18 protein-coding genes are annotated in these 19,003 nt (G+C 62.7%); 6 read left to right on the top strand and 12 right to left on the bottom strand.

Annotated features, from left to right (window positions below; all coding sequences use genetic code 11):
* Positions 1 to 56: 56 nt before the first annotated feature.
* The 5 genes from OX460_RS22005 to OX460_RS21985 all read right to left on the bottom strand — a co-directional run bounded on the left by OX460_RS22005 (position 57) and on the right by OX460_RS21985 (position 5,689).
* The gene (locus tag OX460_RS22005; RefSeq protein WP_077400542.1) at positions 57 to 989 is read right to left on the bottom strand and encodes an FAD-binding protein; all 933 of its coding nucleotides are present in this window, start codon (positions 987 to 989) and stop codon (positions 57 to 59) included.
* 40 nt (positions 990 to 1,029) lie between these two features.
* Positions 1,030 to 1,779, bottom strand: coding sequence for an electron transfer flavoprotein subunit beta/FixA family protein (locus tag OX460_RS22000; protein ID WP_034759884.1), 750 nt, complete (start codon positions 1,777 to 1,779; stop codon positions 1,030 to 1,032).
* Positions 1,780 to 2,035: 256 nt separating this feature from the next.
* Positions 2,036 to 2,263 carry a sulfurtransferase TusA family protein gene (locus tag OX460_RS21995; RefSeq protein ID WP_010395510.1) on the bottom strand — a complete coding sequence of 76 codons (228 nt, stop codon included), beginning with the start codon at positions 2,261 to 2,263 and terminating at the stop codon, positions 2,036 to 2,038.
* A 235-nt stretch (positions 2,264 to 2,498) separates the two neighbouring features.
* Positions 2,499 to 5,111, bottom strand: a complete 2,613-nt coding sequence (gene alaS / locus OX460_RS21990) for an alanine--tRNA ligase (RefSeq protein WP_289899932.1) — start codon at positions 5,109 to 5,111, stop codon at positions 2,499 to 2,501.
* A gap of 119 nt (positions 5,112 to 5,230) precedes the next feature.
* Positions 5,231 to 5,689 carry a transcriptional repressor gene (locus tag OX460_RS21985; RefSeq protein ID WP_289899931.1) on the bottom strand — a complete coding sequence of 153 codons (459 nt, stop codon included), beginning with the start codon at positions 5,687 to 5,689 and terminating at the stop codon, positions 5,231 to 5,233.
* Between the two features lie 158 nt (positions 5,690 to 5,847).
* Between OX460_RS21985 and OX460_RS21980 the strand changes: the two genes are divergently transcribed.
* A complete protein-coding gene (locus OX460_RS21980; RefSeq protein ID WP_289899930.1) occupies positions 5,848 to 7,899 on the top strand; it encodes a TonB-dependent receptor in 2,052 nt (683 codons plus the stop codon).
* 115 nt (positions 7,900 to 8,014) lie between these two features.
* Here the strand turns inward: OX460_RS21980 and ugpQ are convergent, their stop codons facing one another.
* Positions 8,015 to 8,758: a glycerophosphodiester phosphodiesterase gene (gene ugpQ / locus OX460_RS21975; RefSeq protein WP_289899929.1), complete on the bottom strand. Its 744-nt coding sequence runs from the start codon at positions 8,756 to 8,758 to the stop codon at positions 8,015 to 8,017.
* 197 nt (positions 8,759 to 8,955) lie between these two features.
* Here ugpQ and OX460_RS21970 point away from each other — a divergent pair, with 197 nt between their 5' ends.
* The gene (locus OX460_RS21970; RefSeq protein WP_289899928.1) at positions 8,956 to 10,074 is read left to right on the top strand and encodes a histidine kinase; all 1,119 of its coding nucleotides are present in this window, start codon (positions 8,956 to 8,958) and stop codon (positions 10,072 to 10,074) included.
* Positions 10,071 to 10,949: a LytTR family DNA-binding domain-containing protein gene (locus tag OX460_RS21965; protein WP_289899927.1), complete on the top strand. Its 879-nt coding sequence runs from the start codon at positions 10,071 to 10,073 to the stop codon at positions 10,947 to 10,949. Before OX460_RS21970 ends, OX460_RS21965 begins: the two co-directional genes overlap by 4 nt.
* Positions 10,950 to 10,954: 5 nt before the next feature.
* Here OX460_RS21965 and OX460_RS21960 read toward each other — a convergent pair whose 3' ends face one another.
* Complete coding sequence (locus OX460_RS21960) at positions 10,955 to 11,281, bottom strand: hypothetical protein (RefSeq protein WP_070257487.1); 327 nt, start codon at positions 11,279 to 11,281, stop codon at positions 10,955 to 10,957.
* Positions 11,282 to 11,448: 167 nt separating this feature from the next.
* On the opposite strand from OX460_RS21960, the gene OX460_RS21955 reads away from it, so the two are divergent.
* Positions 11,449 to 12,102 (top strand): hypothetical protein, encoded by a 654-nt coding sequence (locus tag OX460_RS21955; RefSeq protein WP_289899926.1) that lies wholly within the window; start codon positions 11,449 to 11,451, stop codon positions 12,100 to 12,102.
* Positions 12,103 to 12,106: 4 nt separating this feature from the next.
* Here the strand turns inward: OX460_RS21955 and OX460_RS21950 are convergent, their stop codons facing one another.
* The gene (locus tag OX460_RS21950; protein ID WP_289899925.1) at positions 12,107 to 13,381 is read right to left on the bottom strand and encodes an MFS transporter; all 1,275 of its coding nucleotides are present in this window, start codon (positions 13,379 to 13,381) and stop codon (positions 12,107 to 12,109) included.
* Positions 13,382 to 13,488: 107 nt separating this feature from the next.
* On the opposite strand from OX460_RS21950, the gene OX460_RS21945 reads away from it, so the two are divergent.
* Positions 13,489 to 14,391 (top strand): LysR family transcriptional regulator, encoded by a 903-nt coding sequence (locus OX460_RS21945; protein WP_077400521.1) that lies wholly within the window; start codon positions 13,489 to 13,491, stop codon positions 14,389 to 14,391.
* A gap of 28 nt (positions 14,392 to 14,419) precedes the next feature.
* Here OX460_RS21945 and OX460_RS21940 read toward each other — a convergent pair whose 3' ends face one another.
* The 4 genes from OX460_RS21940 to OX460_RS21925 all read right to left on the bottom strand — a co-directional run bounded on the left by OX460_RS21940 (position 14,420) and on the right by OX460_RS21925 (position 16,992).
* Positions 14,420 to 15,292, bottom strand: a complete 873-nt coding sequence (locus OX460_RS21940; protein WP_077400518.1) for a hypothetical protein — start codon at positions 15,290 to 15,292, stop codon at positions 14,420 to 14,422.
* A 19-nt stretch (positions 15,293 to 15,311) separates the two neighbouring features.
* Positions 15,312 to 16,100: a hypothetical protein gene (locus OX460_RS21935; RefSeq protein WP_289899924.1), complete on the bottom strand. Its 789-nt coding sequence runs from the start codon at positions 16,098 to 16,100 to the stop codon at positions 15,312 to 15,314.
* The gene (locus OX460_RS21930) at positions 16,090 to 16,602 is read right to left on the bottom strand and encodes a hypothetical protein (protein ID WP_034781751.1); all 513 of its coding nucleotides are present in this window, start codon (positions 16,600 to 16,602) and stop codon (positions 16,090 to 16,092) included. The genes OX460_RS21935 and OX460_RS21930 overlap by 11 nt, the downstream gene beginning before the upstream one ends.
* 96 nt (positions 16,603 to 16,698) lie before the next feature.
* Positions 16,699 to 16,992 carry a DnaJ domain-containing protein gene (locus OX460_RS21925; RefSeq protein ID WP_010395442.1) on the bottom strand — a complete coding sequence of 98 codons (294 nt, stop codon included), beginning with the start codon at positions 16,990 to 16,992 and terminating at the stop codon, positions 16,699 to 16,701.
* 161 nt (positions 16,993 to 17,153) lie between these two features.
* Between OX460_RS21925 and OX460_RS21920 the strand changes: the two genes are divergently transcribed.
* Entirely contained in the window at positions 17,154 to 18,920 is a 1,767-nt protein-coding gene (locus tag OX460_RS21920) for a glutamine--tRNA ligase/YqeY domain fusion protein (RefSeq protein WP_251349883.1), read from the top strand.
* Positions 18,921 to 19,003: the final 83 nt, after the last annotated feature.

Below are 19,003 nucleotides of genomic sequence, written 5' to 3'. Positions count from 1 at the left end.
CCGTGTGGGGCGGGCCGGCGTGGCTTTGTCAGTAACAAAACCGGAAGGGGTGTGACTTAACCCAGTTCTTTGACCAGTTGCGGCACGATCTCGAACAGATCGCCCACGATGCCGTAGTCGGCCACGGCAAAGATCGGCGCTTCCGGATCCTTGTTGATGGCGACGATGGTCTTCGAATCTTTCATGCCGGCCAGATGCTGGATCGCGCCCGAGATACCGACGGCGATGTACAGCGATGGCGCGACGATCTTGCCCGTCTGGCCCACTTGCCAGTCGTTCGGCACGAAGCCGGCGTCGACGGCGGCGCGCGAAGCACCCATGGCGGCGCCCAGCTTGTCGGCCAGCGGTTCCAGGATGTGGAAGTTTTCCGCCGAACCCATGCCACGGCCGCCCGACACGATGATTTTCGCGGCGGTCAGTTCAGGACGGTCGGACTTGGCCAGTTCGCGGCCCACGAAAGCGGACTTGCCCGCGTCGGCGACGGCGGCAACGGTTTCCGTGGCAGCCGAACCGCCGGTGGCGGCAGCGGCGTCGAAACCGGTGGTGCGCACGGTGATGACCTTGACCTTGTCGCCAGACTGCACGGTGGCAATGGCGTTACCGGCGTAGATCGGGCGCTCGAAGGTGTCCGGGGAATCGACCTTGGTGATTTCCGAGATTTGCGCGACGTCCAGCTTGGCGGCCACGCGCGGCAGGATGTTCTTGCCGTAGGCGGTGGCTGGCGCCAGGATGTGGCTGTAGTTGCCGGCGATGGCCAGCACTTGCTCGGCCACGTTTTCGGCCAGGCCGTCGGCGAAGTATGGCGCGTCGGCGACGATGACTTTCGTCACGCCGGCGATTTGCGCGGCGGCAGCGGCGGCGGCCGATGCGTTCGAGCCTGCGACGAGCACGTGCACGTCGCCGCCGCATTGGGCAGCCGCGGTCACGGTGTGGTGGGTGCTGCCCTTTAAGGTAGCGTTGTCGTGTTCAGCAATAACTAATGCGACCATGATATGTCCTGTAATTGTTCTGGGTAGACGGCAAAGCCGCTTAGATGACTTTGGCTTCGGTACGCAGCTTGGCGACCAGGGTAGCGACGTCCGGGACCTTGATGCCGGCCGAGCGCTTGGCTGGCTCGACGACTTTCAGGGTCTTCAGGCGTGGCGCAACATCGACGCCCAGGTCTTCCGGCTTGACGGTCTCGAGCGGCTTTTTCTTGGCCTTCATGATGTTCGGCAAGGTCACATAGCGTGGCTCGTTCAGGCGCAGGTCGGTGGTGATGATCGCTGGCAAGGTCAATGCCAGGGTTTCCAGGCCGCCATCGACTTCGCGGGTGACGGTGACTTTACCGTCTTCCAGCACGACTTTCGAGGCGAACGTGGCTTGCGGCCAACCCAGCAGGGCTGCCAGCATCTGGCCGGTCTGGTTGCTGTCATCATCGATGGCTTGCTTGCCCAGGATGATCAGTTGCGGCTGTTCTTTCTCGGCCAGGGACTTGACCAGCTTGGCCACGGCCAGCGGTTCCAGTTCAGTCGTCGTTTCCACCAGGATGCCGCGGTCGGCGCCGATGGCCATGGCCGTGCGCAGGGTTTCCTGGCACTGCGTCACGCCGCAGGAGATGGCGACCACTTCAGTGACCTTGCCGGCTTCTTTCAGGCGCATCGCTTCTTCCAGCGCGATCTCATCGAAAGGGTTCATCGACATTTTGACGTTGGCGGTATCGACGCCAGTGCCGTCACTCTTGACGCGGACTTTGACGTTATAGTCGACCACGCGTTTGACGGGTACCAAGACTTTCATAGCTATGCCTTTGGGAAATTATAAAAATGACGGATCAAGTGCTGATTGTGCGTTCGATTATAAGAGAAATTTGAATCTTGAACCGAATTTAAGCACGATCGTGCGATTTTTTGTTAGAGCAATCCATCTAAACTGTCCAGCTTTGAGGATTTCAGGGGAGTCCGCCGCTACGCTGCAAGGCAGCAAAAGGGCATGAAAGTGACGCACACGGCAGGGTATTCACCAGGCCGCGCCACGGCGGCCCCGGCTGGCAGAATTATTTGCGTTGCATCAGGAAGACGAATTCGGTACCCGTCTGCACATGCGACAGCAGGGCATTGCCCGTTTGCTTGGCAAAAGCCTGGAAGTCGCGCACGGAACCGGGATCGGTTGCCATGATGCGCAGCACTTCCCCGCTCTGCAGCTCTGACAAAGCCTTTTTCGCCTTCAGAATCGGCAAGGGGCAGTTCAAACCCCGCGCGTCGAGTTCTTTATGAAATTCCATAATCTCGGTATCAAGTAGTGTGTCGCTCATCATCAATATCCCGCCATTTTTGTTGTACTGATTTTCGACATACTACTCTAAATCAGGGGCATTGACGCGCTGCACCAAAATAGTTCATCGGCTGTTGTGGTGTCACAACGAGATTCCACACGGCAAAACGGCCCGCAAACACCGTCTGCGGGCCGTTTTCAAGGGGCTGTGGGGCGAAAACCCCGCATGGGGCCTAGCTTACGCCTTATTTCGCGCGTTCGCCGACCCAAGCCGGCACGCCGGCCAGGGCGTTCGCCAGGCCGCTCGGATCGGTGCCGCCCGCTTGCGCCATATCGGGGCGTCCGCCGCCTTTTCCGCCCACTTGCTGTGCAACGAAGTTCACCAGCTCGCCCGCTTTGACCTTGCCAGTCGCGTCGGCCGTGACGCCGGCGATCAGGCTGACCTTGCCGTCAGCCACGCTGGCCAGCACGATGGCGGCCGTTTTCAGCTTGTCCTTCAGCTTGTCCATGGTTTCGCGCAGACGGGCCACGTCGGCGCCGTCCAGCACGGCTGCGAGCACCTTGATGCCGTGGACATCGACGGCTTGCGTGACCAGTTCATCGCCCTGGCCCGACGCCAGTTTCGATTTCAGCGCGGCCAGTTCCTTCTCCAGCGCCTTCACGTGGTCCTGCACCTGGCCGATGCGGGCAGTGAGCTCTTCCGGCTGCGCCTTCAGGGCATTGGCTGCCTCGACCAGGCGGCGGTTGATGGTTTGCACCAGCGCCAGCGCGCCTTCGCCCGTCACGGCTTCCACGCGGCGGATGCCGGCGGCCACGCCGCTTTCGCCGATGATCTTGAACAGGCCGATGTCGCCCGTGCGCTGCACGTGGACGCCGCCGCACAGCTCTTTCGAGCTGCCGATGTCGAGCACGCGCACTTCGTCGCCGTATTTCTCGCCGAACAGGGCCATCGCGCCATGCTTGACGGCATCGTCAAACGACATCAGGTGCGCTTGCGTGGCACGGTTTTCCAGGATCTCTTTATTGACAATGGTTTCCACGGCGGCGATTTGCTCTGCCGTCATCGGTGCATTGTGGCTGAAGTCGAAACGGGTTTTATCGGGGTCGACCAGCGAACCCTTTTGCGCCACGTGGCTGCCCAGCACTTCGCGCAAGGCCTTGTGCATCAAGTGCGTGGCCGAGTGGTTGCGGATGGTGCGCGCGCGCTTGGCCGTGTCGACTTGTGCCGAGACGGCGTCGCCCACCTTCAGCACGCCCGATTCCAGCACGCCGTGGTGGCCAAACACGTCGGCCTGGATTTTCAGGGTATCGCTGACGGCAAAGCTGCCGGCGCCCGAGGAAATCACGCCCTGGTCGCCCACCTGGCCACCCGATTCCGCGTAGAACGGCGTCGTGTCGAGCACGACGATGCCCGCTTCACCGGCTTTCAGTTCAGCTACCTGCGTGCCGGCCGCGTACAGCGCGACGACCTTGCTGCTGAACGTCAATTGATCGTAGCCGACGAAGGTGTTTTTCTCGCCCGTGTACTCGACCTTGCTGTCCTTGTGCGTCTTGCCGCCCTTGCGCGACAGTTCCTGGCTTTCCTTCAGGGCCGCGTCGTAGCCGGCCTGGTCGAACGTGATGTCGCGTTCGCGGCAGATGTCCGCCGTCAAGTCCGGCGGGAAGCCGTAGGTTTCGTACAGGGTGAAGGCGGTGGCGCCGTCGATGCCCGTGGCATCCTTGGCCAGCTGCGCTTCCAGCACTTTCATGCCCGTTTCCAGGGTTTCGCCGAAACGCTCTTCCTCGGCCTTCAGCATGTTGGCGACGTTGTCCTTCGCTTCTTCCAGCTCGGGATAGGCGCCGCCCATCTCGATGGCGAGGTCAGCCACCAGCTTGTAGAAGAACGGTTTCGTCTGGCCCAGCTTGTGGCCATGGCGCAAGGCGCGGCGGATGATGCGGCGCAATACATACGCGCGGCCTTCGCTGCCCGGGATGATGCCGTCGACGATCATGAAGGCGGCGGCGCGGATGTGGTCGGCGATCACGCGCAGCGACTTGTTTTCCAGGTCCGTGGCGCCCGTTTCGCGCGCGGCGGCCTTGATCAGGTGCTGGAACAGGTCGATTTCATAGTTCGAATGCACGTGCTGCAACACGGCGGCCAGGCGCTCCATGCCCATGCCCGTGTCCACGCATGGCTTCGGCAACTTGTGCATGACGCCCGCTTCATCGCGGTTGAACTGCATGAACACCAGGTTCCAGATTTCAATGAAGCGGTCGCCGTCTTCGTCAGGCGAGCCCGGCGGGCCGCCAGGAATGTCGGCGCCGTGGTCGTAGAAGATTTCCGTGCATGGACCGCATGGGCCCGTGTCTGCCATCTGCCAGAAATTGTCCGACGCGTAGCGCGCACCCTTGTTGTCGCCGATGCGGATGATGCGCTCGGTTGGCACGCCAATTTCTTTCGCCCAGATATCGTACGCTTCGTCATCTTCGATGTAGACGGTGACGGTCAGCTTATCGGCCGGCAAGCCATATACCTTGGTCAGCAGTTCCCACGCGTATTGAATCGCGTCGCGCTTGAAATAGTCGCCGAAGCTGAAGTTGCCCAGCATTTCAAAGAAAGTGTGGTGACGCGCCGTGTAGCCGACGTTTTCCAGGTCGTTGTGCTTGCCGCCGGCGCGCACGCAGCGCTGCACGGAAGTGGCACGCGTGTACGGACGGCTGTCCGTGCCCGTAAACACGTCCTTGAATTGCACCATGCCGCTGTTCGTCAACAGCAAGGTCGGATCGTTGCCTGGCACCAAGGAGCTGGAACGGACGATGGAATGGCCCTTGGACTCGAAAAATTTGAGGAACTTGTCGCGGATTTCAGTTGATTTCATGTTTTTTTGGCAAAGAGTGGCGGCAGCTTTAAAGGGAAGATTATACGTGATATGGGGTGCGGCAATGACGGCGGGCCAGGGCATTGTTGCGCCCGTGCCAACATCGACAACCTGCCCGCTCAGGCCGGGTCGTGGTGGCTGGCGCAGGCGTGCACAGTGGTGGCAACTACGGCGCTCCCCGCTGTGGCCGTGGCGCCGGCGGCCGCATTGCAGTCGGCGCAGCGGCCGTACAGGGTCAGTTCGTGGCGCTCGACGACAAAGCCTTGCGGCGCCATGCGCTTCAAGTCGCCCGGGCAATCATGCACGTCGAACACGCGCTGGCACGTGGTGCACTGGAAATGGTGGTGGTGGTGATTGGCGGCCGTGTTCGACTCATAGCGCGGGTTTTCACCCGGCAAGGTCACCACGTGTACCTTTTCTTCCAGCACCAGCGATTTCAAGTTGCGGTAAACGGTGGCGATGCCCAGCTGCGTCACCTGCAAGCTGGCCTGTTCGAGGATTTCCTGCGCCGACAAGGGGCGCTGGGCCGACTCGATGGCGGCTTGAATAGCGGTTTTTTGACGTGTTGTGCGTTCCATAGCCGACAGAATACACCATCCGCCTGACTCCCCTGCCCGGAAAAACTGTCACACAGTAATGATAATGGGTTATCATTATCATCTTCTGGCAGCCACCCCATCCGGCAATGGCCTGCCCCGACCCGTCAAACCGATCGCCGATAAAGGAATTCTTGCCCATGTCCGTCCGTCCTCACCAACCCACTCCCCTCGCGCTGGCCATCATGCTGGCCTTTGCCGCCCCTGCCAGCGCCATGGCGCAACAGGCGACAACCTTGCCCGCCGTGACCGTCTCGGCCAGTGCTCTGGCCCTGGGCAGCGACGACATGAGCACGCCCGTCACCGTGCTCGAAGGCGAGGAACTGGTGCGCGCCCGCGAAGCGACCCTGGGCGAAACCCTGGCCGGCCAGCCGGGCATCACGTCCAGCCATTTCGGCGCCGGCGCCAGTCGTCCCATCATCCGCGGCATGGATGGCCCGCGCGTGAAAGTGCTGTCCGATGGCGCGGAAGTGCAGGACGCGTCGACCATCAGCCCCGATCATGCCGTCGCGGCCGAACCGATGCTGTCGGAACAGATCGAAGTCTTGCGCGGCCCGTCCGCGCTGGCCTACGGCGGCGGCGCCGTCGGCGGCGTGGTCAATGTGATCGACAAGAAAATCCCCACGCGCGTGCCGGTGAAAGGTTTTGAAGGCAGCGCGGAAGTGCGCGCCAACTCGGCCGCGCGCGAAAAGGCGGGTGCCTTTGAAGTCACTGGCGGCTCCGGCAACATCGCCTTCCACGCGGAAGGCGTCAAGCGCGACGCGAAGGAATACAAGGTCGGCAGCGGCTGGGAAGGCGGCTCGAAAGTGGCCGGCAGCTACAACAAGACGGACACGGGCAGCGTGGGCGTGTCGTGGGTGGGACAGCGCGGCTTCCTGGGCCTGGCCTTCACGAGCCAGCATGCGGAATACGGCTTGCCTGGCCACAATCACGAATTCGAAAGCTGCCACCCGCACGGCACGCATCTGCACTGCGGTGGCCACGAAGGCCACGACCATGGCGATGAAGAAGAGCACGACCATGACCACGGCAGCGTGCCGTACGTGAAACTGAAAAGCGAGCGCTGGGACGTGCGCGGCGAATTGCGCGACCCCGTGCCCGGCTTCGCCAAGCTGCGCCTGCGTGCTTCGTTTACCGATTACAAGCACGATGAAATCGAAGGCACGGAAATCGCCACCACCTTCAAGAACAAGGGCCACGATGCACGCCTGGAAATGGAACACCATCCCGTCTTCGGCTGGCGCGGCGTGGTCGGCCTGCAAACGTCGAAGCGCGATTTCTCCGCCCTGGGCGAAGAAGCGTACGTGGCGCCGACGGTAACGAAGAAGCACGCGGCCTTCCTGGTCGAGGAATACAAGCTCGACCAATGGCGCTTCGAAGCGGGCTTGCGCCACGAATGGCAAGACATCACGGTCGACAGCACCACCCTGCAAGACCGCAGCGCCAAGGGCACCTCGATCTCCCTGGGCGCCGTGTGGAAATTCGCGCCGCAATATTCGCTCGGTTCGACCATTTCCCGCACGCACCGTTTGCCCAGCGCCGAGGAACTGTATGCGCACGGCGTGCACATGGCCACGGCCACGTATGAGCTGGGCAATCAAAACCTGGGCAAGGAAACGTCGAACAATATCGACTTGACCTTGCGCAAATATGCGGGCGCCACGACCTTCTCGGCCAGCGCCTACCGCAACAAGGTGGATAATTACATCTTCGGCTCCACCCTGGACAACCACGAAGGCTTCCAGCTGATCCAGTACGCCCAGCGCGACGCCACGTTTACTGGCGTGGAAGGCCAGATCCGCCAGCAATTGAACCCCATGTTCGGCGCCAGCGTGTTCGGCGACTACGTGCGGGCCAAGCTGGCCGACGGCGGAGGCAACTTGCCGCGCATCCCGGCCCAGCGCGTCGGCGTGAAGGTCGACGCCAACTGGCAGGCATGGAGCGGCGTGGCCGAGTTCTACCGCGTGGGCAAGCAGGATAAAGTGGCAGCGTTCGAAACGGCCACGCCGGGCTACAACATGCTGAACCTGTCCGCCAACTACGACACGCGCATCGGCACGACGCCAGCCCAGTTCTACATCAAGGCGAACAACCTGACGAATGAACTGGCGTACAGCCACACCTCGTTCATCAAGAATGCGGCGCCGTTGACGGGGCGCAACTTGACGGTCGGCATGCGTATCACCTTTTAATGTTTGACTAGACGGCAACTGCTGGGGTCAGCCCCGTCCGGGGGAATTTTTTCCAATGGGGAAAATTCCACTCCCGAAGGGACTGACCCCGGATTTCCGCTGAGTATGCATCGCATTATTCCGTCGCTCCGATCAGATCGATCCTGTCCGTACAAAACCCGTCCACACCCCAGGCCAGCAGCTCGCAGGCCCGTTCCGGGGTGTTGACGGTGTAGCAAAACAATCCCAATCCCTCTTCCTTGACTTCCAGCGCCTGCGCGCGCGTCAGCTGCTGGTGGTCGCAATGCAGCGCCACCACGCCCAGTTCGCGGGCCGTCCGCGCCCAGCCATCCGGTATCTGTTCGACCAGCCAGCCGCGCGCCAGTTCCGGGGCCGCCTGGCGCGCCGCGTCCAGCGCCGCAATGCTGAACGACGACAGCAGCGGCAATAATTCACCTGCAGCGATTTCCTGCGCAAAATGATCGCGCGTGGCCAGCGCCACGGTCTTGCCCGTGGGTACGTCGAAGCCGGGCGCCGGCTTGATTTCGATATTCATCCAGATGCGCTGCGCCTTGCAATAGTTCACGACGGCATCGAAGGTGGGCACGCCTTCGCCCGCGAAAGCGGGGCCGAACCAGGCGCCCGCCTCCATCGCGCCCAGCTGCGCGGCCGTGTAATCGTTGATATGCCCGCGACCGGCCACGGTACGGCCCAGTTCGAGGTCGTGCACGACGACGGGCACGCCGTCGGACGCCAGCATGACGTCGAATTCCACGGCGCGGTAGCCGTAAGCCAGGCAGCAGCGCAGGGCGGCCAGGGTGTTTTCAGGCGCCAGGGTGCCGCCGCCGCGGTGCGCCAGGGTGCGTGGATAAGGCCACATGATGCTTCCTTTATAGCAATTCCATGGATACAGACTGTCTTGCCATACTATTGCGTGCCTGCCCTGAAAAGTAAAGCGGCCCCGTTTGGCGATCCTCCGCGGCGAATGGCGGCGCGCCAGCCCCGTTTCGTCGCAGCCCGGTTGCGCCCAGGCTTGCGCTGGCACACAATGCCCCATCGCTACCAGCAGACACCACCATGAAAACCGACGCTCCATCCGCCGCTGCGCCAGTTGCCAAGGCCAGGTCCCCGTACTACCGCATGCTGCCCGACGCGCGCTATGCGCTGGCGCTGAACGTAATTTGCGCGCTGGTCATTACCTTCATCCTCAATCCGGGCAGCCATTTCGGGCAAAACCTGATCGCCTCGATGTGCATCGGCACGATCGCCTTCTTGCTGATCGACGGCATGCGCCTGACCCTGTGGGGCGAAGGCCAGCGGCCGAAATTCCTGCCTTTCATGCTCATCATCCTCATTTCCGTGCCCGTGGCGCAAATGCTGGGCCTGACCCTGTTCAGCTGGCTGACGGGCGTGGACGTGGGCGGCTTCGAAAACCTGCTGCCCACGCAGATGATGGGCACGCTCGTATTCACCCTGCTGGCCACGGGCGGCGCCGTGCTGTTTTTCTCCAGCCGCGAAAAAATTGCCCGCCTGCAAATGGAAGCCGCCCAGGAAAAGGCCCGCGCCGAATCCGTGGCGCGCCAGGCTATGCAAGCCCAGCTGCAGCTGCTGCAGGCGCAGATCGAGCCGCACATGCTGTTCAACACCCTGGCCAACCTGCAAGGCCTGATCAGCTTTGACCCGGAGCGCGCCCAGTTGCTGCTCGACCAGCTGATCCAGTATCTGCGCGCCACCCTCTCTTCCTCGCGTGCCGGGTCCACCACCCTGGAGCAGGAATTTTCCCTGATGCAAGCCTACCTGGGCCTGATGTCGATACGCATGGGTGCGCGCCTGCGCTTTACGCTGGACTTGCCCGACACTTTGCGCCAGATCAAGGTGCCCCCCATGCTGCTGCAACCGCTGGTGGAAAACGCCATCCAGCACGGCCTGGAACCGAAGATCGAAGGCGGACACATCCACGTGCAGGCATCCACGGACGCAGGCGTGCTGCTGCTCACCGTCAGCGACGATGGCCTGGGCCTCGACCATCCGGGCCAGACCAAGGGTACGCACCTGGGCGTGGCGAATATCCGCGAACGCCTGCACGGCATGCATGGCGATGCCGCCAGCCTGTCGCTGAGCGCCAACCATCCGGCAGGCGCGACCGCCCGCCTGACACTTCCCCTTCCACCCACCATCACGAGCCACCTCGCATGAGTCCACATACCCCACGCGCGCCGCGCGCCCTGATCGCCGAAGACGAACCCATCCTCGCCGCCGCCCTCGCACACGCCTTGCAACGGCTGTGGCCGGAGCTCGACATCGTTGCCACTTGCCCCAACGGCGTGGAAGCCTTGCAGCAAGGCCTGGCGCTGCAACCCGACATACTCTTTCTCGACATCAAGATGCCGGGCAAGACGGGCCTGGAAGCGGCCGAGGAACTGGCGGAACAGTGGCCGGACGGCGTGCCTTTCCCCCACATCGTGTTTGTCACCGCCTACGACGAATACGCGCTGGCCGCCTTCGAACACGCGGCCGCCGATTACGTCTTAAAACCCGTCAACGATGCGCGCCTGGGCAAGACGGTGGAACGCCTGCAGCAACGCTTGCGCGACAGCGCCGGCGGCAACGGTACAGCTACAGCTACGGCAAGCCCAACGCCAGCGACGGCGCCAGCCGCCACGGCAGCGTCGGCAGCCGAATCCGCCAGCGACGGCAACATGGCCCGCCTGCTGAGCCAGTTGCAAGCCATGCTGCCGCCCGCGCCGCGCCTGCAAATGATACGGGCCGCCGTCGGCAACAGCGTGCGCATGATCGCCCTGGCCGATGTCGTGTATTTCGAAGCGCTGGACAAATACATCAACGTCGTGTGCCAGGATAGCGAAGCGCTGATACGCACGAGCCTGAAAGAGTTGCTGCCTCAGCTGGACCCGCAACAATTCTGGCAAATCCACCGGGGCACCATCGTCAACGCCAGCGCCATTGCCACGGCCGTGCGTGACGATGCCGGCAAGCTGTCGCTGACCCTGCGCCAGCATCCGGCGCAACTGCGCGTCAGCCCTTTATATGCCCATTTGTTCCGCCAGATGTAGCACGCCTAATGCAGCTGGTGCTTCAGGTCCGATAATTCATCATGCACCTTGAGCACGGCGCTCTTCATTTCCGGCGTCACGCTGGCCGCCGTGCCGCATGCCCGCTTGGCGCGGTCGCCCAGCGATTCCATCTGGTCGACGGCTTGCCGGATGCGCGCATCGTCCTGCGTGTCGATGGCTTGCCGCACGGCGTTCTTTTGCTGGTCCAGCTGGTTTATGCAATCCTTCAAGTCCATCGGCATGCCCTGCTGCTTGCCGCACAGCTGGGCCGCCTGGCCGATCGCATGTTCAATGGCGCCAAAGCGCCGTGCCACTTCCTTTACTTGCATCATGATGATCTCCTGTTCGCGTGGTGTCCGGGTTGGATCACCAGACTGGCGCAGGGTTCCCCTCCAGCCGCCATGGCATCGAAATTTCCATGTGGCACTTTTTTGTAAGCACTGGTGACATTTTAGATAATTATCAAATCCTTCAGATACATTGACGTACCTGAACCACCATGCCCTCCATGACCTCGCCAACTACCCTGCCCCGCCGTGCTCCCGGCCTGCTGCTGATCGTCCTGCTGCACCTTGGCTTTGCGTATATCGTCTTGCAGTCGCGGCCCCGCGCCGTCATGGATGAACACTTGCCGCAAGGCCCGGCCATCACCTGGCTGCGCCACACGCTCCCGGCGCCGCCCAAGCCGGTCCCCGTACCGTTGCCCGACGCAAAACCGGCCGCCGCACGCCCGCCGCGCCTGCCCGTGCCGGCGCCCGTCAGCCGCCCCTTGCCCGTTCCCGCCGCCGAACAGGCGCCGGCGCCGGCAATGCCGGAAGCGATCACGCTCGTCGCGCCGCCCAGCGCGGCCGACATCCTGGCGCAAGCCAAGCGCGACGTGGGCAAGATCGACAAGGAGCTGCGCAAGGAATTCCCGCAACGGGGTGGGGAGAAATTCGAGGACACGGGTTTCAAGCGCATGCAGCAGGGATTTGCCGAGGCCTACGCGGCCGTGCCGCCGAAATGGTATGAAGCGTCAAGGATCGAGGAGATCGGCGCGAACGAGGCCAAGGGCAGCCGCACCTATAAAATCACCAGCGCACTGGGCACCTTGTGCGTGACCACGCGCGCGGGCAAGCAGGGGGAAACGATGATCGGCAACTGCCCCAAATAACCGCTCAGCCGACGGCTTCGCGCGCGCCCAACGGCTGCAAATGGCGCAGGCGCAAGGCGATCAGCACGCCGCCGCCCAGGCACAGGCCCAGCATGACGACCACGCCCGTCCAGCCGTCGAAGCCCCACATCATGCCCGAGGCGGACCCGATCAGGCTGGAACCCAGGTAATAGAACAGCAAATAAAAGGCCGAGGCCAGCGCCTGCGGCGCGCGGGCGCGGCGGCTGACCCAGCTGCTGGCGATCGAGTGCGAGGCAAAGAAGCCGAAGGTGGCCAGCGCCATGCCGATGACGATCAGCGGCAGCGAGTCGAACAGGGTCAATACAATGCCGGACAGCATCACCGACAGCATGATCCACAGCACGCCCCGGCGCCCCAGGCGGTCCACCAGGCGGCCCGCCCAGACGGAACTGAAGATGCCGATCAGGTACAAAAAGGCCAGCAAGCCGACCGTGCTCTGGCGCAAGCCGAAGGGCGCGGCCAGCAGGCGGTAGCCGATGTAGTTATACAGGCTGACGAAACAGCCCATCAGCACGAACGCCAGGCAGAACAGCCACGGCAAGCCCTTATCCGAAAAATGCTGCTTGATGGCATGCGGCAAGGCATTCCAGCCCTTGGTGCTAGGCACGAAGTTCTTCGACGCGGGCAGGCTGCGCCAGAATTCCGCCGCCGCCAGCACGCCGGCCACGCCCAGCACGCCCAAGGCCCAGCGCCACGACAGGAAATCGCTGAGCATGGATGCCACCAGCCGTCCCGACATGCCGCCAAACGCGCTGCCGGCGATATACAGCCCCATCGACAAGCCCAGCGACGGCCCTTCGATTTCCTCGCCCAGGTACGCCATGGCCACGGCCGGCATGCCGCCCAGGGCCACGCCCAGCGCGGCGCGGATGGCCAGCAGCTGCGCATAATCCTGCGCGAACGCAGACAAAATGGTCAATATTGCGGCGGAAAACATCGACGCCACCATCAGCGGCTTGCGGCCCACCCTGTCCGACACGGCGCTCAGCAGCACCAGCGAGATGGCCAGCAAGCCGCTCGACACGGACAGGGACCAGCTGCTTTGCGCCGGCGTCAGATGAAACTGGTGCGACAACAGCGGGAACAGGGGCTGGATGCAGTACAGCAAGCTGAAAGTGGAAAAGCCGCCAAAGAACAGCGCGCGGTTGCTGCGCTTGAATTCGATGGAACCCTTGGCGATGGCCGTGCGGGAAGCGGGAGCGGCAGGCGAAAGCGCCGGAGTGGCGGCGGAGGCAAAGGCAAGCGATGAATCAGACATGGCCGTGTTCGTGAAAGAAGCGAGTCCTCATCTTAGGATTGCCAACTCATATCGTCCAATATATATTTAAGGCCCAACTCATACTTTAAAACGATTACTGGACGAATATGGAACTGCGCCACCTGCGTTACTTTGTCGCCGTCGCCGAGGAGTTGCACTTCACGCGCGCGGCCGAGCGCCTGCACATCGGCCAGCCGCCGCTGAGCCAGCAAATCCAGGCGCTGGAAGCGGAATTGGGGGCGCAGTTGTTCGAGCGCAACAAGCGCTCCGTGCGGCTGACGCAGGCGGGCACGCTGTTCCTCGACGATGCGCGGCGCATCCTGGCCCTGTCGGAACAGGCGGCCGTGACGGCGCGCCGGGCCCAGCGGGGCGAAGCGGGCGAATTGCGCATCGGTTTTACCTTTTCCACGCCGTTCACGCCATATTTCGCCACCGTCATCAACCGCTACCGCCAGCTCTTTCCGCACGTCACATTGACCCTGCACGAGATGGCAACATTGCATCAACTGGAAGCGATCTCGGGGCGGACCATGGACCTGGGCTTCGTGCGCCCGCCGGAAACGACGTACCCCTCCGATATCAAGCTGACGCAACTGCGCCAGGACCCGCTGTTCCTCGTGCTGCCCGTCGCCCACGCGCTGGCGGCCAAGGAGGCCATCGCGATTGCCGACATGGCGGGCGAAGGTTTTGTCATGTATCCCAAGGATGCGGGCACGGGGATTTATCCGCAGATCTTTCGCCTGTGCAAGGCGGCCGGCTTCGTGCCCCAGGTGGCGCAGGAAGCGGGCGAGGCGTCGACCATCATCGGCCTGGTGGCGGCCGGCTGCGGCATTTCCGTGCTGCCCGCCTCGTTCGACCGCATCCGCATGGATGGCGTGTGCTACCGCCCGATCGACGACCCGCAGGCGACGACCAGTCTGTTACTGGCGCAAAGGGAAGAAGAAACGTCGCCGCTGGTGGCGGCATTCGTGAAACTGGCCGAGGAAGCGGCGCTGGAAGGGGGAGCGTAGGCCGGCAGGCGCCGGCCCACGTACTGCATTACGAGTAGTCGGCGTCCAGCTCCGAACCCGCATAGTTTTCCAGGTCCTCGAACAGGCTCTTCATGCTGGCCCGCGTGAGGATTTTATGCACGACGGTGCAGCTGCGGCGGTACGAAGCGATGCGGTCGAGCAACACCGGGTGATGCTGCACGGGCACCTTGGCCACCAGGGCGGCCCAGCCTTCCTCGAAGTCGGGCTTGTTCTTGCGCACGGAACGCACGAAACGTTCAAACTCCTTCTGCCCCGTGCGCGCGATGACGCGCCCGCCGCCTTCGATGGCGAAGATGATGGCCAGGGCGATGACGCCTTCGGCATTCAAGTCGCTGTCGCTGACGGGGCCATTGTCGTGGTGGCGGCGCAGCCAGCCGGCCAGGCGCACGACGGCTTGCACTTCCTTGCGCTGTTGCAACTGCAACGCATACTTTTCATAGCCGGCCCAGTTCTGGTTCGGGTCGGCCTGGCAAATATCGATGAACAGCTCGCGCAGGCGCCGCTGCAGGTAGACGGGATCCTGGTCGTATTCGCCGACGAGGGCGTCTTCGGGCAGCTGCGACAATTCCTTGATCAGGCGAAAGCCCACCTGGAACGCGTGCTCGGCGCCGTGCTCGACGAGGAAATCGAGCGCGGCCTGGTCGCCTTCATGCGTGACGGCCTGCTCCAGGCCCAAGGACACGCCGCCCACCGTCAGATACAGCGCTTTCTGGATGCCGTCGGCCGTGCGTTCATTCGTGAACTTCTCGGCCACCATGGCCGTGATGCCCGTCAATTCATCGGCCAGGTTCAGGGCCGCGTCTTCGCGCGGGTCGCCCGGCAACAGTTTGATGGCGCGCACCAGGCGCGGAAGATTCTCTACAACAATTGCTGGCAGCATTAGACGTTCCCTGCTTTCATTACGAGAAAATGCCCGTGCCCAGGCTGCGGCGCGTGCTGGAACGCGGCGCGCTGCGTGTGCTCGGCACTTGCTTGCGCAGGCGGTACAGCAATTCCTTGGTACTGCGCTGCAACATGGTCGGCTCTTCGTCCGGGTCGTCCGAGTATTCCGCGTCGGCCAGGTCGGCGCTGTGGCGGAAGTCGGGGAACAGTTCGAACAGCGAGCGGTCCCAGCCATCTTCATTCGCTTGCGCCAGCTCAATGGCCAGCGGCACGACGTCGTTGTCGGACGACGTCACGCCCGTCACGTACGGTCCCTTGATGACGATTTCGCCCGCCACTTCGAGGATTTCCTTCGGCGCCATCGAGAACAGGATGGCGAACGCCGTGGCGCCCCAGTCGGTGGCGGACGCTTCGAGCAGCAGCTCGCGGCGGCGCTCGGCGTCGTCGGTGGAAAACACGACGCCGTGGATATGCGCGAACAGGGCTTCGGCGATGCGTTCCGGATCGTCCTCGATCTGGTCGTCGCTCCAGGTGGCGGCGATGAAGGCCAGGCTGTCGGCCCAGGCTTTCGGCGGCACCAGCAAGGTGGCCAGCGACATCTTGCCGCCGTCGAAACCGGCCAGGTGCAGGGCCGTCACTTGCGGCGGGATGGCATTCAGCACTTCCACCACGGCCAGATCGCCGTACTGGTCGGCCGCGTCGGCAAACGCCTGCTCGGCGTGGCCCAGCGAACCGGACAGCACCAATTCCGTGACTTGTTTCGTCAGCGCGGGAAGATTGCTCTTTTGATCATTATTATCGGCCATGGTCATCTCCATCCTGGTCAAACATCTGGGCGAAATCGTCGGTCGCTTCGTCTTCATCGTGCTCGTCGTCGCCGTCGTCATTGGCGGCCAGCTGGTCCAGCGACTGGTCGTCGTCGTCCCACAGGCGGGGATTCTTGTGCAGGAAGGCCGTGATGATGGCCTGGCGCGCCAGGTCGGGGAAGCTTTCCTCGATGGCGGCGTACATCTTGGCCGCTTCCGGCGCGGCGCACGCGGCCATGGAAAACACGCGGGCCGTATCGCCGAATTCGTAGTCTTCGCTTTCGGCCAGCAAGCCTTTCGGGTCGCTGAAGGTGATGTGGTCGACCAGCGCGAAGGCCAGCATGTTCACGTCTTCGATGCCGCCGCCGCTCGCGTATTCGCCCACCAGCGCGTCGACCATGCTCTTGTAGTTCTTGCGGTTCGGCGGGTCGCCGAGGATGCCTTCGATCTGGCCTTCCAGCTCGCGCGACTGATACGCGAATTCAGGGTGTACTCTTCTCATGCTGTGCTTTCCAATGTGATGCGCGGCGCTGGATGAACAGCGCCGTTGTTGTTGTTTTTCAAGTAATTCTGGCCGGCTGATGCGGGCCGCATCGATTTAATCGGCAGGTAATACTGTACCGTGGAGGCGGAACACGCCGCACCACAGGGCATAGGCTTCCGCTTCCGGATCGATGATGATGCGGTGGTTCACGCTCTGGTCGTATTCGGCGCGCTTGGCCGGGTCGGCCAGGATCTCATACGCCTTGGTGACGCTCTTGAAGCGCGCCTCGGCGCCGGGTGCCTGGTTGCGGTCGGGGTGGAAGCGCATGGCCAGCGAACGGTAAACCTTCTTGATTTCATCGTCGCTGGCATTGGGCGCGACACCGAGGACGTTATATAAATTTTCCATAAAAGGCTCCGGGGTCACGTTTTTCTACTAATTAAAGGCGAATTATCCTATAGAACGGCGCCCGCGTCGCTTGCATGCCGGGAAATGGGGGCAAATACGTGCTTATAAAGCGCTTGCGGTACGGTAAAATGCTTTTTACTGTCACTCTTCCGCATTGATCAATGAGCAACGATAAACCGAATAACGCCGCGCCGGCGCTGGCGCCCAATTTCTTGCGTAACATCATCGAAGCCGACCTGGCTGCCGGCGCCCATGTGCGTCCCGGCCTGCCCCAGGTGATCACGCGTTTCCCGCCGGAACCGAACGGCTACCTGCACGTGGGCCACGCCAAGTCGATCTGCGTCAACTTCGGCCTGGCGCGCGATTACGCCGGCCAGTGCAACCTGCGTTTCGACGACACCAACCCGGCGAAGGAAGAGCAGGAATACGTCGACACCATCATGGACAGCGTGAAATGGCTGGGCTTTGACTGGGAACCGAAGCAGGCCGATGGCCAGAGCCACCTGCACTACGCGAGCGACTATTTCGACCAGCTGTACGCGATGGCCGAGTACCTGATCACGGCCGGCTTTGCCTATGTGGACAGCCAGAGCGCCGAAGACATGGCCGCCAACCGGGGCAATTTCGGCCAGGCGGGCAAGAATTCGCCCTTCCGCGACCGTCCGCGCGACGAATCGCTGGCCCTGTTCCGCGCCATGAAGGCGGGCCAGTTCAAGGATGGCGAGCACATCCTGCGCGCGAAGATGAGCGAAGATGCCATGAGTTCGCCGAACATGAACTTGCGCGACCCGGCCATCTACCGCATCCGCCATGCGCACCACCACCGCACGGGCGACGCCTGGTGCATCTATCCGATGTACGACTACACGCACCCGATCTCGGACGCGCTGGAAAACATCACGCATTCGATCTGCACCCTGGAATTCCAGGACCACCGCCCATTCTACGACTGGCTGCTGGAAACCCTGGCCGCCGGCGGCTTCTTCCAGCAACCGGTGCCGCACCAGTTCGAATTCTCGCGCCTGAACCTGACCTACATCGTCACCAGCAAGCGCAAGCTGCGCCAGCTGGTGGAAGAAAAAATCGTCGACGGCTGGGACGACCCGCGCATGCCGACCCTGGTGGGCATGCGCCGCCGCGGCTACACGCCGGAAGCGATTCAACTGATGTGCGAACGCACGGGCGTGACCAAGTCCGACGGCTGGATCGACTACAGCGTGCTCGAAGGCTGTTTGCGCGAAGACCTGGACCCGAAGGCGCCCCGTTCGGTGGCCGTGCTGCGTCCATTGAAACTGATCATCGACAATTTCCCTGAAAACGACAGCGTGGAATGCACGGCGCCCGTGCACCCGCACTTCCCGGAGCGCGGCTTGCGCACCTTCCCCATCTCGCGCGAGCTGTGGATCGAGGAAGACGACTTCATGGAAGTGCCGAACAAGGGCTATTTCCGCCTGTATCCGCCCATCGACGACAAGCCGGGCAGCAAGGTGCGCCTGCGCTACGGCTACGTCATCGAGTGCACGGGCTTTGACAAGGATGAAAACGGCAAGGTCATCGCCGTGCACTGCACCTACTTCCCGGACAGCAAGTCGGGCACGGAAGGCAGCGCCAACTACAAGGTCAAGGGCAATATGCACTGGGTCAGCGCGCCGACGGCCATTCCCGCCGAAGTACGCCTGTACGACCGCCTGTTTACGGACCCGCAGCCGGACGCGGGCGGCAAGGACTTCAAGCTGGCCCTGAATCCGCTGGCCAAGGAAGTGGTGCAGGCGTGGCTGGAACCGGGCGCGGAACTGGCCCAGCCGGAACAGCGCTTCCAGTTCGAGCGCCACGGCTATTTTGCGGCCGACCGGGTCGACAGCCAGCCGGGCAAGCCCGTCTTCAACCGCATCGTCACCCTGAAAGACAGCTGGCAGCCCGCCAAATAAGGGCTGGACGGCACACGAAAAAAACCGCTGCGGCGGTTTTTTTTCGTTTCAAAGAGAAATATTGCCTGTTGACTATATTCACG

It is taken from the genome of Janthinobacterium sp. SUN033, from assembly GCF_030397595.1.
GTDB lineage: Bacteria > Pseudomonadota > Gammaproteobacteria > Burkholderiales > Burkholderiaceae_D > Janthinobacterium > Janthinobacterium kumbetense.
Note: the sequence above shows the minus strand (reverse complement) of the source record. Positions and strands in the feature narration are given on the sequence as shown.

Bases quoted from the DNA above. Each gene is read 5' to 3' on its own strand.
- OX460_RS21935 (WP_289899924.1), bottom strand. From the start codon at position 16,100: ATGGCCGATAATAATGATCAAAAGAGCAATCTTCCCGCGCTGACGAAA.
- alaS (WP_289899932.1), bottom strand. From the start codon at position 5,111: ATGAAATCAACTGAAATCCGCGACAAGTTCCTCAAATTTTTCGAGTCC.
- OX460_RS21955 (WP_289899926.1), top strand. From the start codon at position 11,449: ATGCCCTCCATGACCTCGCCAACTACCCTGCCCCGCCGTGCTCCCGGC.
- OX460_RS21980 (WP_289899930.1), top strand. From the start codon at position 5,848: ATGTCCGTCCGTCCTCACCAACCCACTCCCCTCGCGCTGGCCATCATG.
- OX460_RS21995 (WP_010395510.1), bottom strand. From the start codon at position 2,263: ATGGAATTTCATAAAGAACTCGACGCGCGGGGTTTGAACTGCCCCTTG.
- OX460_RS21960 (WP_070257487.1), bottom strand. From the start codon at position 11,281: ATGATGCAAGTAAAGGAAGTGGCACGGCGCTTTGGCGCCATTGAACAT.
- OX460_RS21920 (WP_251349883.1), top strand. From the start codon at position 17,154: ATGAGCAACGATAAACCGAATAACGCCGCGCCGGCGCTGGCGCCCAAT.
- OX460_RS21950 (WP_289899925.1), bottom strand. From the start codon at position 13,381: ATGTCTGATTCATCGCTTGCCTTTGCCTCCGCCGCCACTCCGGCGCTT.
- OX460_RS22005 (WP_077400542.1), bottom strand. From the start codon at position 989: ATGGTCGCATTAGTTATTGCTGAACACGACAACGCTACCTTAAAGGGC.
- OX460_RS21930 (WP_034781751.1), bottom strand. From the start codon at position 16,602: ATGAGAAGAGTACACCCTGAATTCGCGTATCAGTCGCGCGAGCTGGAA.
- ugpQ (WP_289899929.1), bottom strand. From the start codon at position 8,758: ATGTGGCCTTATCCACGCACCCTGGCGCACCGCGGCGGCGGCACCCTG.
- OX460_RS21970 (WP_289899928.1), top strand. From the start codon at position 8,956: ATGAAAACCGACGCTCCATCCGCCGCTGCGCCAGTTGCCAAGGCCAGG.
- OX460_RS21945 (WP_077400521.1), top strand. From the start codon at position 13,489: ATGGAACTGCGCCACCTGCGTTACTTTGTCGCCGTCGCCGAGGAGTTG.
- OX460_RS21985 (WP_289899931.1), bottom strand. From the start codon at position 5,689: ATGGAACGCACAACACGTCAAAAAACCGCTATTCAAGCCGCCATCGAG.
- OX460_RS21965 (WP_289899927.1), top strand. From the start codon at position 10,071: ATGAGTCCACATACCCCACGCGCGCCGCGCGCCCTGATCGCCGAAGAC.
- OX460_RS21940 (WP_077400518.1), bottom strand. From the start codon at position 15,292: ATGCTGCCAGCAATTGTTGTAGAGAATCTTCCGCGCCTGGTGCGCGCC.
- OX460_RS22000 (WP_034759884.1), bottom strand. From the start codon at position 1,779: ATGAAAGTCTTGGTACCCGTCAAACGCGTGGTCGACTATAACGTCAAA.
- OX460_RS21925 (WP_010395442.1), bottom strand. From the start codon at position 16,992: ATGGAAAATTTATATAACGTCCTCGGTGTCGCGCCCAATGCCAGCGAC.